Genomic DNA, 13,008 nt, shown 5'->3' on the forward strand with positions numbered 1-13,008 from the left:
CACGCGCCTACGTTCGCGCAAAAGATTACAATGGTAGCTTTTGGGGCATCAAACTATTGGCGCGCTTACATCTACCGCCGTGCCAGCCGGATCTCTCAGCATCAGACGCCTTTGACCGTAAGGTAAGTTGGTCGGCCCTTCGATGATTTCAGCCTTCATATCGATAGCGCGCTTGTGCACGTTTTCGACAGACTCAACAACAAAGGTCAGGACGATACCGGAAGGATCGGCAGTCATGCCAACGGGGATTGTCTTGTGGCTGTGATCTAAAACTCCAAGCTCGAAACCCGGCATGTCGTCATGAGACAAAATCACAAACCAGCCGAAGTCGCCGGTGCGCTTCATGCCAAGTAGATCTTCATAGAACTGCGCTGTGGCAGAGACATCGCTGGTCAGTATGTTTGAAAAAGCGCGGTTCATGATCAGGTTCCCTCGTCAGCATACATATGTGTATCTTGCCTACAGAATACATATGTGTATGTCTAGGTGATGGACGCTCGTTTACTTACCCCCGAAGACTGGCTAGATTTGGCTTTACAAGAATTGAAAGCGCATGGTTACAACGCTCTGAGGGCTCAACCACTCGCCAACAAACTAAGCGTTACCCGCGGTAGCTTCTACCACCATTTCGAGAGTCTCGAAGTCTTTCATGCGGCTGTCATTGCTCATTGGGCTAAGATGACAAGCGGTCAAATCGCCTTGGCAGCGCAAGATATTGACGATGCGACTGAAGCGTTGGATGACCTACTTCAAAAAACGCTTTGCTCAGGGGAGGCCTTAGAGCGCGCGATCCGGTCCTGGTCCACAGTTAAGCCAATGGTTGCTGAGGCGGTGGAAAGGATTGATCAGGAGCGGATCGACATTGCCGAGACGCTCCTGTGCAGGACCGGTTTGCCAAAGTCGGTTTCGCTGGCACGAGCCAAGTTGCTCTACTGGGCAGCAATCGGGCGACTGATGCTCCCCTTTCCGCAGAACAATGTCTTGTCGAGGGTGGAAATATCGGATCTCGCCGCGCTTATGTCGACGAAGTCGTACACCTGACATTCGCTGCAGTATAAAAATCAGAAGCTCGAGCTTAGAGCTGTCGACACAGTCTTAGCACGCACTTCCACGCCGGCACGCGATCATCGACCATCGCAAGTAAGGCGACCCGAAAAGGGCCGCCCGTAAATTGTTACCTCTTGCAGACTGATCTCAACAGTTTACGAGCAGCGCCCGTAGTCCAGATCAATGCGCTATGGCACCTGCGCCGTCATCGCTGGAACCCAGGGCGGCCTTCGCGGCTGCAGCGGCTTCTTCGGCGGCCTCGTCCCATTCGATGGGTTCGGGCGTCGCTGTCAGCGCGTGTTTCAGCACCTCGGACACATGGCTGACGGGAATGATGGTCAGCCCGGCCTTCACATTGTCCGGGATGTCCGGCAGGTCTTTTTCATTTTCCTGCGGGATCAACACGGTTTTGATGCCGCCGCGCAGTGCCGCCAGCAGTTTTTCCTTCAGACCACCAATGGCCGTGGCGTTGCCACGAAGCGTGACCTCACCGGTCATTGCGATGTCCTTGCGGACCGGAATGCCCGTCAGCACCGACACAATCGCTGTCACCATCGCCAGACCGGCGCTTGGACCATCTTTTGGCGTGGCGCCGTCCGGCACGTGCACGTGGATATCAATCTTGTCGAACTTCGGAGGCTTCACCCCAAGCTGCGGTGAAATCGAGCGCACATAGCTCGATGCGGCCTCAATCGACTCCTTCATCACATCGCCCAGCTTGCCGGTGGTCTTCATCCGACCTTTGCCCGGCAGGCGCAGCGCCTCAATGCTCAGCAGTTCACCGCCAACCGAAGTGTAGGCCAAACCGGTCACAACGCCGACTTGGTCCTCTTTCTCGGCCAGACCATAGCGGTACTTCGCAACCCCAAGGAAATCATCAAGATTATCCGCTGTGACCGAGACATTATCCGCCTCTTTCTTCACGATTTTGGTCAGCGATTTCCGTGCCACTTTGGCGATTTCACGTTCCAAATTCCGCACCCCCGCCTCACGGGTATAGGTGCGAATGATCTCGGTCAGCGCCTCATCGGTCAGCTCGAACTCCTTGGCCTTCAGGCCGTGGTTCTTCACCTGCTTGGAGACCAGATGCTGCTTGGCGATCTCACGCTTTTCGTCCTCGGTATAACCCGACAGTGGAATGATCTCCATCCGGTCCAGCAGCGGCCCCGGCATATTGTAGCTGTTCGATGTGGTCAGGAACATCACGTTCGACAGGTCATATTCCACTTCCAGATAGTGGTCCATGAAAGTCGCGTTCTGTTCCGGATCCAGCACTTCCAGCATGGCGCTCGCCGGATCGCCACGGAAATCCTGGCCCATCTTGTCGATTTCATCGAGCAGGATCAGCGGGTTGGTGGTCTTGGCCTTTTTCAGCGCCTGAATGATCTTGCCGGGCATGGACCCAATATAGGTCCGGCGGTGACCGCGGATCTCGCTCTCATCCCGCACCCCACCAAGGGAAATGCGGATAAACTCGCGACCGGTCGCTTTGGCCACCGATTTACCCAGCGAGGTTTTACCAACACCCGGAGGGCCGACGAGGCACAGGATCGGGCCTTTCAGCTTGGCAGAACGCTGCTGCACCGCGAGATACTCGACAATGCGTTCCTTGACCTTTTCCAGACCATAATGGTCCGCATCCAGAATGTCCTGAGCGCGGCTCAGGTCTTTCTTCACGCGCGATTTGGTGCCCCAGGGCAGCGCCAGGATCCAGTCGAGGTAATTGCGCACGACTGTAGCCTCTGCCGACATCGGCGACATATTCTTAAGCTTCTTCAGCTCACCCTCGGCCTTTTCACGCGCCTCTTTAGAGAGTTTCGTCTCGGCGATCTTGGCTTCCAGCTCGGCCACCTCGTTGGAGCCGTCCTCACTGTCGCCCAGCTCCTTTTGAATGGCTTTCATCTGCTCATTCAGGTAATATTCGCGCTGGGTCTTCTCCATCTGTGTCTTGACGCGGGTCTTGATCTTCTTCTCGACCTGCAGCACCGACAGCTCGCCCTGCATCAGGCCATAGACCTTCTCCAGACGTTCGCTGATCGACAGCGTCTCCAGCAGATCCTGCTTATTGTCGACTTCAATGCCCAAGTGGCCGGCGATCAGATCCGCCAGCTTGGCCGGTTCGGTGGTCTCACCAACGGCGCTCAGCGCCTCTTCCGGGATGTTCTTGCGGACCTTTGCGTAGCGCTCGAACTCATCGCCGACGGTACGCAGCAGCGCCTCAACAGTGGTGATATCGCCGGGCATCTCGGTCAGATACTCTGCCCGCGCCTCAAAGAAATTGTCGTTTTCCAGATATTCGGTGATCTTCACCCGCGCATGGCCTTCGACCAGCACCTTCACGGTGCCATCGGGCAGCTTCAGCAGCTGTAGCACATTGGCCAGAACGCCAACATTGTAGATACCATCGGATTGCGGGTCGTCTTCGGCCGGGTCGATCTGACTGGACAGCAGGATCTGCTTGTCATCCGTCATCACCTCTTCCAGGGCCCGCACGGATTTTTCCCGCCCGACAAACAGCGGCACAATCATATGCGGGAACACAACGATATCGCGCAGCGGCAGGACGGGGTAGGATGAATTGAGTGGCTCTTGCATACTCGGTCCTTTGATTTGGCAAGACGCCCCCGCCCCGATTGTCGGCAGCTTTGGCGCGTCTCCTCATTGGTTTTGTTATCTGGTGCAGCGGAAGGGGGATTTCAACCGCCGTGCCTCAATGTTTGGTGTCACATTGCCCGCAGCAGAACCGGATCACAAGGGCGCAAATGACGGCAAGGATACCAAATGGTGAAGGGCAGCCACCACGGACCGCCCTTTCGTAATCTCTGTTAACAACCAGCTCCAGGTTGGCATATCTCAGGCCCTGCGCGCGGATAGGTCAGTCGATTGAATTTACGCTCAGATGGCCCAAACTGCCGCCGCGTGCAATGGGGTCACCCCCATCATCCATCAGCGCAAAAATCGCCACCCCCGCGGCCAGAAAAATCATCAGCGAACAATGCGCCAGTCCAGTCGAAGCGGTGTCATTCATCGGATCTCTCCACTTGGGTCGTTATATGCCTGCCTCGCAGTTCACTGCTGATTTGTGGCGCAAAGGTGTTCAGCGAGAGACCCGCCGGTGAACATTTGCTCAAGTTTTCAACAACACGAACACAACGCAAAGGGACCACAGGCAACATTAGGCGCGGATCCAGCGGCCCTCCCTCACCTCAATCAAAGCCGCTCAATATCGCCTCGCGCGGGTGTCCCGGAAGGTCTTACAAACCGACTACCCGCCGCTCCCGATTAGCACCGTCAGTCCGCGCCTCAAAATTCGGCAGGTCGTTTATTCCTGCGCAGCACATACGGGACCCTGCCCGATGACAAGTTGTACACATCACCAGCCAACGCGCCCGCAAGCGCCCCACCCAGAACGGTCTGCAACTGGCATTCTTTTTGACCACCGACATCACCCGTCACAGGATTGTAGGAGCTGTGAGGATAGGTGAAGCAGAGGTAATACTCCCCCGCGACAAGCTCTTGGACCCAATCCCCACGAAGCGCAGCCCTGTTTCCGGGATACCAAAGCCAGACATGCTTTTCGCTGTAGTAGGTGACTTGGTAGCCATGCCCCTTGTGCCAGTGCAGATAGGTCGCCCCAGAGGAGGGATAGGCCAATCTCTCCTCAGAGATCTGGTGTACGGTGGGATTGAATTTGGTAGTCTCCGGCCCGCCGCACGCGGCAAGACATAGCGCAATAAGCCCGACACTCCTCCCTAGAACAAGCATTTCATCCTCAGTAAAGCTGATTTGGTACCGCTGTAGCGATAAGTTTTGTAGTAGAAATTCGGTACCGGCCTGGTTTCACGATTCAAAACAAAGCCAATTCCGAGCCGGTCAAAGTCCTCTTTTTTCATCTCCAGAATTCGATCCAAACGACCGCCTAGCGCCGCATTCACACGGGCCTGTTGCTGGGGTGTCAACGGAACGCCCTCGCGAATCGGTCTGTCATCAAGGCTCACCGTGCCAGCGGCACAAATTGTCTGGCGTGCGGCCGTTTTCGCCAGTCCCAAGACACGCCCTGACGTCCGGCCGGAAGTCAGGTCACTGTGAAGTGCAACCAGCTCAGGCTTTGATAGCCCGGCAAAAACACTGCTCGGCAAATGCGCAGGCGGACGGAAAGTGCTTTCTGATGTGCCTACGGTAACTTGAAAGTAGACGGCGTTACCCCTGACGGCATCATGCCGCGCTGCACCACCCGGAACAAAAAGCACTGCAGCCGAGACTCTCTTGGCAGCAAGGCCACCATCAAAAAAGGGTCTATCGCCACCGCGCTGATAGAGCTCCATCGCGGCAACATCTTGAAAGCTCAGCTGTTTGGGAGGTCGGGATGATGAGCTGCCGCCCTCCATGCATGCAGAGAGGCTCAAAACAGTGCCCAAACAAACTGTGACGCGTGTCAAAAAATTCATCGGATCAATTCCATACTGGAGAAAAAGACGTAATTTCAAATTCACTGCTGGCGCGTAGTCGTTTTTTTGGCTTGTGATCAAAGCCGCTCGATATCGCCTTGCGCGCGGGTGTCGTGGAAGTCCTTTTGCCAGGCCTCAAACGTCCCCGCTGCGATCGCGTCGCGCATGCCGCCCATGATCTCCTGAAAATAATGCAGGTTGTGCCAGGTCAGCAGCATGCCGGAGATCATCTCGTTGGAGCGGAACACATGGTGTAGATAGGCGCGGGAATAGTTGCTGCACGCCGGGCAGCTGCAAGTCTCATCCAGCGGGCGAGGGTCGTCCTGATGGCGGGCGTTTTTGATATTGACCACACCGTAGCGGGTAAACGCCTGTCCCGTCCGACCAGACCGCGACGGCAGCACGCAGTCCATCATGTCGATGCCACGGGCCACCGCGCCAACGATATCGTCAGGCTTGCCCACGCCCATCAGATAGCGCGGCTTGTCCTCGGGCAGGAAACCGGGGGCATAATCAAGACAATCAAACATCGCCTCCTGCCCCTCACCGACCGCAAGGCCGCCCACCGCATAGCCCTCAAAACCGATCTTCGTCAGCGCCTCGGCGCTTTCTTCGCGCAGATCCTGTTCCAGCCCGCCCTGCATAATGCCAAACAGCGCATGGCCCGGACGGTCGCCAAAGGCCTCGCGCGACCGCTCGGCCCACCGCATTGACAGGCGCATTGATTCAGCAATGCGGTCGCGGTCCGCAGGCAGCGCCGGGCATTCGTCAAAACACATCACGATATCGGATCCCAAGAGCTTCTGGATCTCCATCGAGCGTTCCGGCGTCAGCTCATGCTTGGAGCCATCCACATGGCTTTTGAAGGTCACGCCCTTTTCCGTCAGCTTGCGCAGTCCTGCCAGCGACATCACCTGAAACCCGCCACTGTCGGTCAGAATCGGCCGCTCCCAGTTCATGAACTTGTGCAACCCGCCCAGGCGGTCGATCCGCTCCGCCGTGGGGCGCAGCATCAGATGATAGGTATTGCCCAAGAGGATATCCGCCCCGGTCGCACGCACGCTCTCCGGCATCATCGCCTTTACGGTTGCGGCCGTGCCAACCGGCATGAAGGCAGGCGTGCGGATCTCCCCGCGCGGTGTATTGATCACCCCGGTGCGGGCCTTGCCATCGGTGGCTTTCAGGTCAAACGAGATTTTGGGTGCCATGATATCTTCCTTGGGCTGTCGTACGCGAGGTCCCGCCACCGCGGGTGATTTTCCAACGGGATCATCTGCCACCTGAACCCTGCTCTGCGCGATCAGAAACCCAACCGGCACAGCCTGCCGGATGTGCCCGATCTCTGGCTGGTTTTCAAGCCTGCAGTGCGCCTTTCCCGAACACTGCGCTTGGCTCTCAGACAGCAGCGATGCGGCACGCCGCGTCCGCTTCCCCTTGTCTGCCAACACTGCGCGGGCCATAGAGATCGGGACCTAGGGTCTGGCAGCTGATCTTGAAATCACGCCCACAGACTCCCAAGTGCATACTATAGTATACAAATATATTGTGAGGCAAAATGTCCGAAGAACTCCTGCTCTCTCTGCTGACACAGAATATCATCTATATTCTGGGCGCAATCTTCTTGATGATCCTGATCTTCAAAGGCATCCGCATCGTGCCGCAGTCCGAAAAATATGTGGTTGAACGCTTTGGGCGCCTGCATGCGGTGCTTGGGCCGGGTATCAACTTTATCGTCCCCCTGCTGGACGCCGTCGCCCATAAGGTCTCCATCCTGGAACGCCAGCTGCCCAATGCCAGCCAGGACGCCATCACCAAAGACAACGTTTTGGTGCAGATCGACACCTCGGTGTTCTACCGCATTCTGGAACCGGAAAAGACCGTCTACCGGATCCGTGACGTGGACGGCGCCATTGCCACCACTGTGGCCGGTATCGTGCGGGCTGAGATCGGCAAGATGGACCTGGACGAGGTGCAGTCAAACCGCTCGCAGCTGATCGGCCAGATCCAGCATCTCGTCGAAAGCGCTGTGGATGATTGGGGCATCGAAGTGACCCGCGCCGAGATCCTGGACGTAAACCTTGATCAGGCCACCCGCGACGCCATGTTGCAACAGCTGAACGCAGAGCGGGCCCGCCGCGCCCAGGTGACCGAGGCCGAGGGCCAGAAGCGCGCGGTTGAACTGAACGCCGACGCCGAACTCTACGCCGCCGAGCAAATCGCCAAGGCCCGCCGCATTCAGGCTGACGCCGAAGCCTACGCCACCCAGGTGGTCGCCAAAGCCATTTCCGACCATGGCATCGAAGCCGCGCAATATCAGGTGGCCCTGAAACAGGTTGAGGCGCTCAACGCCCTTGGCGCCGGTGAAGGCAAACAGACCATTCTGGTGCCCGCAAATGCGATCGAGGCTTTCGGCAATGCCTTCAACATGCTGAAAGGTAGCGGGAAATGACCGCCCTCCTGTCGGTCTGGTGGGTCTGGATCGCCCTGGCCATCGGCCTCGGCATTGTCGAGATTCTGGCGCCGGGCTTCATTTTTCTCGGCTTCGCTCTGGGCGGCGTAGTGGTTGCCTTGCTGCTGGCCATCATGCCCGCGGGCAGCATTACCTTGCCTGTGCTGCTGCTGATCTACGCGACCCTCTCCCTGATTGCCTGGCTGGTGCTCCGCCACTTCTTCAAGGGACCAAAGGGTCAGGTGAAACACTTTGATCGCGATATCAACGACTGACAAAAACCCCGCCCAATGGATCTTGGGCGGGGCTATCAGATATTTCTGATTCCCTGATATGGCATCCTATCACAACGTGAGTTACCGCCGTGCAACACTGGCACGTGTCTCAATCACGCTCTGCGCGAAACGCGGATCTGTAGGGCGGCAACGGCCCTACAGCGTTCAGTCTTCTGCACAGAAAATCCGTCATAGCCAAGGCGAGGCCCGCTGCGCCTAAACCTTTGCCTAAACTGTGTTTTTCCATATGACCGGAGTTACATAGACGATGCTGTCACCGACACTGACCATCACGTCGCTGTCCTGAATATTGACCTGCAACTTCATTGATCGACCAGCAAGATCTCCCAGTTCACGGGTGGCCGTCTCTGAAAAATTCACAACCTGAAGGTTTTCAAACCGGGTGGTGCTGTTTTTGATTTTCTCCCACCACGACTCGGCTGTTCTGCCGTAGCTGTAGACGATCACCTGTCTGGATTTGCCACAGGACTGACGCACGACTTTCTCGCTTGGAAGTCCCAGCGCCACCCACAGGTCAAGCTCACCACTCAGGCTTTTTTGCCATATGTCCGGCTCATCATCCGTTGACAGCCCCTTGGTAAGCTCCAGTTGCTCATGCGCATTCAAGGCAAACGCGACAAGACGCACCATCAGCCGTTCATCCGTCTCCGACGGGTGTTTTGCAACGGTCAGCTTGTGGGTTTCATAGTAATGACGATCCATATCGGAAACGGAAAGTTCAACTTTATAGATGGTGGCTTTTTGCGCCATGACTTTTTCCAGACAAGCAAAGTTTCGGGGTGTTTAGGACGCCGAGGGGTATTGTGAAAGCGGAAAGCAACTGGCCTGGCCCCCGGCGCCACCCGTACTGGAAGCCTCACAGTGTTGAAACGAATAGGGTTGAAACGAATAGGCTTGAAACGAACAGGGTTGGCTGGTCTGAGGTAACGGCGGCCCAATGCTCTTCTCCAAGTCCAGCACAGGTCAAACAGTTTCGCGCACACCTCGCCGTTGCCGGGTTGCATAACACGGGCCACACGCCACAGCCCCTCCTGCGACGCTTGATCTCTAATCTGCGCATGATCCCGCACTGGACCCTTGCGCCCGGCTTCCCTATATAAACAGTCAGGAAACGAACCGAGGCACCCATGACACACGCATCCGAGCCACTGGAAGGCACACCGCTGATCGCCCCCTCCTCTGTCAGCCACGCGCTGTACGAGCCGGTGGTTGAGGCCTGCCGGTCGGTTTACGACCCCGAAATCCCAGTAAATATCTATGAACTGGGCCTGATCTACACCATCGACATCAGCGATGAGAACGACGTCAAGATCCTCATGACTCTGACCGCACCCGGCTGCCCCGTTGCCGGTGAAATGCCCGGCTGGATCATTGACGCGGTCTCACCGGTGCCCGGCGTCAAGAGCTGCGATGTGGAACTGATCTGGGAGCCGCCGTGGGGCATGGAAATGATGTCCGATGAGGCCCGTCTGGAACTGGGCTTTATGTAAATTCCCGGTTCGGATCCATCGGTAAAATCGGATCATGGCCAGGTCCACTATGGGCTTATCAGAACAACGCGGCACGGCATCTCGCCCGCCGCGTTTTTATGCAGATGACGCCACGTTGAGCCAGATACCGGTGGCGTCGCGCAGGCCAATGATGCCTGATCGCAGAACACCTCTTGTCCCCCTGCGGCAAGCCCCTTTAACATCATTCCATAGCAGATCAGGTGCTGATCACACGACGCTCCTGTCCCGGTAGAGTGTTTCAGACCGCGCCTATTTTGGCCTCACACAAGGTCGGCCCCTATTTGGAGTACCCCATTTTGCCCCGCTCTTTCCCATCCTGCGCGCGCCTGCGCATGCCCTTGCAGACTTTCAAAACCTTACCCCTCTCCCTGACCTTTGCGGCAGCATCACTTGCCAGCACTGTGCAGGCCAGCAGCACAGCTGAGACAGCTGGCCTAAGCTACGGTCCGCGCCCGGCCTATCTGATCGACGCCCTGCCCGAGGGTGATCTGAAATCGCGACTGGCCGCCTGCGCCGGACAAGCGCCACAGCGCACCAATTTTTCCATTGGCCATCGCGGCGCGCCGCTGATGTTCCCCGAACATACGGCCGAGGGGAATCACGCCGCCGCCGCTATGGGGGCTGGCATCCTGGAATGCGACGTCACCTTCACCAAGGATCTGGAACTGGTCTGCCGACACTCGCAAAACGATCTGCACACCACGACCAATATCCTCACCACAGATCTTGCGGACCGCTGCACCCAGCCCTTCACCCCGGCCACCGACGATGCGCCCGCAACAGCCGAATGCCGCACCAGTGATTTGACCCTGGCCGAACTGATGACGCTGCGCCCCAAGATGGACAGCCGCAATCCCAAGGCCACCACCGCCGAAGAGTATCAGCGCGGTCTCGCCCCCTGGCGCAGCACGCTCTACCAGGGCGAGGCCACGCTGCTCAGCCATGCGGACAGTGTCGCGCTCTTTGGGGATTTGGGCGCGCGTTTCACACCCGAGCTAAAGTCCCCAGCCGTCACCATGCCCTTCAACGGCATGACGCAGGAAGATTACGCCCAGAAACTGATCGACGCCTATATCGCTGCGGAGATTCCCGCCAGTGACGTCTGGGTGCAGAGTTTTGACCTTAGCGACATTAAATATTGGCTTACCCACGCGCCGCAATTCGGCCGTCAGGCGGTCTATCTTGATGATCGCTTTGCCCGCCATGACACCGATGAAGGCTTGGTTGACCCGATGGACCCCACCACCTTCCGCCCCTCGATGCAGGAGCTGAAGGAGATGGGCCTCAATTACATTGCGCCGCCAATCTGGATGCTGCTGACGATGCAGGACGGCCAAATGATCCCCTCCCCCTACGCCATAGCTGCGCGCAAGGCCGATCTGAACATCATCACCTGGACATTGGAGCGCTCCGGCCCGCTGAAAAATGGCGGCGGCTGGTACTTCCAATCGGTCGCAGACGCGGTGCAATCAGATGGCGCGACCTATCAGGTCCTTGATGTGCTGGCACAAGACGTGGGTGTGTCCGGCGTTTTCTCTGACTGGCCCGCAACCGTGACCTATTACGCCAATTGCATGGGGTTGTGACCGCCGCCCCTTGAGCCTGCGCCGCCGCCGCCCTAGATTAGAGGCAACGCGCGATAGTGGAGACAGGCATGTTCGGTATTCCCGGCAAACAAGCGGTGACGATCACCGACAAAGCAGCGACCCAGATCGCCAAGCTGATGAACAAGGGCGGCCATTCCGGCCTGCGCATCGGTGTCAAAAAAGGCGGCTGCGCCGGCATGGAATATACCATGGAATATGTCGATCAGCCCGACCCCAACGACGAAGTGGTCGAACAGGATGGTGCCCGCGTGCTGATCGCGCCGATGGCGCAGATGTTCCTGTTCGGCACCGAGATCGACTACGAGGTCTCGCTGCTGGAGGCGGGATTCAAATTCAACAACCCGAATGTCTCCGAGGCCTGCGGCTGCGGCGAATCTATCAGTTTCAAGGATGTGCCCGCCGGGTAAACTTGCCGGCAACTGCACCCATTTTCTGTGCACTCCCGTGAATGACAGCGCCAAAGACGACCAAACAAAGCGGGACCGCCCCATCGGTCTCGTTTTTTTTGCGCATGATTATTGTTCCGTCGGCGCTTGGACCTTGGCCAACCCATGGCCGTTCCACATATGTATTGTTCAACATGTGCCGATCCCTGCGTCCCGTTCACAGGCCAATTGTTCCCCATTCCGAACAATGCTAGGACTAGCGCAGCAGCAGACTGTCCACCCGAAAAAGGGGACCACGGACAGCAATAGAATTTTGAGGGAGATACGCAATGCGTCGTAAAATGGTTGCAGGCAATTGGAAAATGAACGGCACTGCAAGCTCACTCACCGAGCTGGGCAATCTCGCCTACAGCTGCAAGTCGGCCAAGGCCGAGGTGCTGATCTGCCCACCGGCAACCCTGCTCTACCGCGCCGCCAATGTCTGCACCGACAGCAAGGTCGAGGTGGGCGCGCAGGACTGTCACAGCGCCACCTACGGTGCCCATACCGGCGATCTCAGTGCCGAAATGTTGCATGATGCGGGCGCGACTGCGGTCATCCTCGGCCATTCCGAACGCCGAGCCGATCACGGCGAAACAGATCAAGTCGTGCGCGCCAAAGCCAAAACCGCCATTACGGCAGGGCTGACTGCGATCATCTGCGTCGGGGAGACGTTGGCCGACCGCGAAGCAGGTAAGACACTTGCGGTGGTCGGGGCGCAACTGGCAAGTTCCCTCCCCGATGACACAAGAGGCACCACCGTGGTGGTGGCCTATGAACCGGTCTGGGCCATCGGCACTGGCAAGGTGCCCACGGTCGAACAGATTGCCGAGGTCCACAACGACCTACGGGCCAGTCTGGTCAAACGCTTCGGCGGCGAAACTGCCAATGCCATCCGCCTACTCTATGGCGGATCCGTTAAAGCCAGCAATGCCAAAGAAATCTTCGCGGTCGCGCAGGTCGATGGCGCTTTGGTTGGCGGCGCCAGCCTGAAGGCGGCGGATTTCGCTCCCATCGTCGCGGCTCTCGACGCCAGCACATAAATGCGCCTCACGGCGCAGCCTCCGGCGGGAGTATTTGGGGAAAGATGACAGACCCCGCGCCGCTGCCTTCACCTTTCACAAAATACTCTGGGGTGAATGCGCGCCAGCGCAGAGGGGCAAAGCCCCTGACATAACGCCAGACAGGAAAAGGCCCGGGAACTGCTCCCGGGCCTTTTCAAATT

At 57.7% G+C, this 13,008-nt stretch carries 14 protein-coding genes; 7 read left to right on the top strand and 7 right to left on the bottom strand.

What is annotated here, in order from left to right:
- Window positions 1-48: 48 nt before the first annotated feature.
- Window positions 49-420 (bottom strand): VOC family protein, encoded by a 372-nt coding sequence (locus PhaeoP97_RS10090; RefSeq protein ID WP_072504953.1) that lies wholly within the window; start codon window positions 418-420, stop codon window positions 49-51.
- 69 nt (window positions 421-489) lie between these two features.
- Between PhaeoP97_RS10090 and PhaeoP97_RS10095 the strand changes: the two genes are divergently transcribed.
- Window positions 490-1,041: a TetR/AcrR family transcriptional regulator gene (locus PhaeoP97_RS10095; protein ID WP_072504954.1), complete on the top strand. Its 552-nt coding sequence runs from the start codon at window positions 490-492 to the stop codon at window positions 1,039-1,041.
- A 186-nt stretch (window positions 1,042-1,227) separates the two neighbouring features.
- On the opposite strand, the gene lon is transcribed toward PhaeoP97_RS10095, so the two are convergent.
- From lon to tgt, 5 genes are all read right to left on the bottom strand, one after another.
- Complete coding sequence (lon, locus tag PhaeoP97_RS10100; RefSeq protein WP_072504955.1) at window positions 1,228-3,642, bottom strand: endopeptidase La; 2,415 nt, start codon at window positions 3,640-3,642, stop codon at window positions 1,228-1,230.
- 280 nt (window positions 3,643-3,922) lie between these two features.
- Window positions 3,923-4,075: a hypothetical protein gene (locus tag PhaeoP97_RS20300; RefSeq protein WP_157891244.1), complete on the bottom strand. Its 153-nt coding sequence runs from the start codon at window positions 4,073-4,075 to the stop codon at window positions 3,923-3,925.
- Window positions 4,076-4,350: 275 nt separating this feature from the next.
- Window positions 4,351-4,701: a hypothetical protein gene (locus tag PhaeoP97_RS10110; RefSeq protein WP_237028922.1), complete on the bottom strand. Its 351-nt coding sequence runs from the start codon at window positions 4,699-4,701 to the stop codon at window positions 4,351-4,353.
- A gap of 98 nt (window positions 4,702-4,799) precedes the next feature.
- Window positions 4,800-5,576 carry a hypothetical protein gene (locus PhaeoP97_RS10115; RefSeq protein ID WP_157891245.1) on the bottom strand — a complete coding sequence of 259 codons (777 nt, stop codon included), beginning with the start codon at window positions 5,574-5,576 and terminating at the stop codon, window positions 4,800-4,802.
- A complete protein-coding gene (tgt, locus tag PhaeoP97_RS10120; RefSeq protein WP_072506408.1) occupies window positions 5,573-6,703 on the bottom strand; it encodes a tRNA guanosine(34) transglycosylase Tgt in 1,131 nt (376 codons plus the stop codon). Before tgt ends, PhaeoP97_RS10115 begins: the two co-directional genes overlap by 4 nt.
- Before the next feature lie 347 nt (window positions 6,704-7,050).
- Between tgt and PhaeoP97_RS10125 the strand changes: the two genes are divergently transcribed.
- Both PhaeoP97_RS10125 and PhaeoP97_RS10130 read left to right on the top strand, forming a co-directional pair.
- Window positions 7,051-7,944, top strand: coding sequence for an SPFH domain-containing protein (locus PhaeoP97_RS10125; RefSeq protein WP_014875050.1), 894 nt, complete (start codon window positions 7,051-7,053; stop codon window positions 7,942-7,944).
- Window positions 7,941-8,219 carry an NfeD family protein gene (locus tag PhaeoP97_RS10130; RefSeq protein ID WP_072504959.1) on the top strand — a complete coding sequence of 93 codons (279 nt, stop codon included), beginning with the start codon at window positions 7,941-7,943 and terminating at the stop codon, window positions 8,217-8,219. The genes PhaeoP97_RS10125 and PhaeoP97_RS10130 overlap by 4 nt, the downstream gene beginning before the upstream one ends.
- Before the next feature lie 228 nt (window positions 8,220-8,447).
- On the opposite strand, the gene PhaeoP97_RS10135 is transcribed toward PhaeoP97_RS10130, so the two are convergent.
- Complete coding sequence (locus tag PhaeoP97_RS10135) at window positions 8,448-8,990, bottom strand: YaeQ family protein (RefSeq protein WP_072504960.1); 543 nt, start codon at window positions 8,988-8,990, stop codon at window positions 8,448-8,450.
- A gap of 377 nt (window positions 8,991-9,367) precedes the next feature.
- Between PhaeoP97_RS10135 and PhaeoP97_RS10140 the strand changes: the two genes are divergently transcribed.
- From PhaeoP97_RS10140 to tpiA, 4 genes are all read left to right on the top strand, one after another.
- Entirely contained in the window at window positions 9,368-9,730 is a 363-nt protein-coding gene (locus PhaeoP97_RS10140; protein WP_072504961.1) for an SUF system Fe-S cluster assembly protein, read from the top strand.
- A 353-nt stretch (window positions 9,731-10,083) separates the two neighbouring features.
- Entirely contained in the window at window positions 10,084-11,337 is a 1,254-nt protein-coding gene (locus PhaeoP97_RS10145; RefSeq protein ID WP_072506409.1) for a glycerophosphodiester phosphodiesterase family protein, read from the top strand.
- 68 nt (window positions 11,338-11,405) lie between these two features.
- Window positions 11,406-11,765, top strand: coding sequence for a HesB/IscA family protein (locus PhaeoP97_RS10150; RefSeq protein WP_072504962.1), 360 nt, complete (start codon window positions 11,406-11,408; stop codon window positions 11,763-11,765).
- A gap of 308 nt (window positions 11,766-12,073) precedes the next feature.
- Window positions 12,074-12,826 (top strand): triose-phosphate isomerase, encoded by a 753-nt coding sequence (gene tpiA / locus PhaeoP97_RS10155; RefSeq protein WP_072504963.1) that lies wholly within the window; start codon window positions 12,074-12,076, stop codon window positions 12,824-12,826.
- The last annotated feature ends 182 nt before the right edge of the window (window positions 12,827-13,008 follow it).

Origin of the sequence: Phaeobacter porticola, from assembly GCF_001888185.1 — a bacterium.
Lineage (GTDB): Bacteria > Pseudomonadota > Alphaproteobacteria > Rhodobacterales > Rhodobacteraceae > Phaeobacter > Phaeobacter porticola.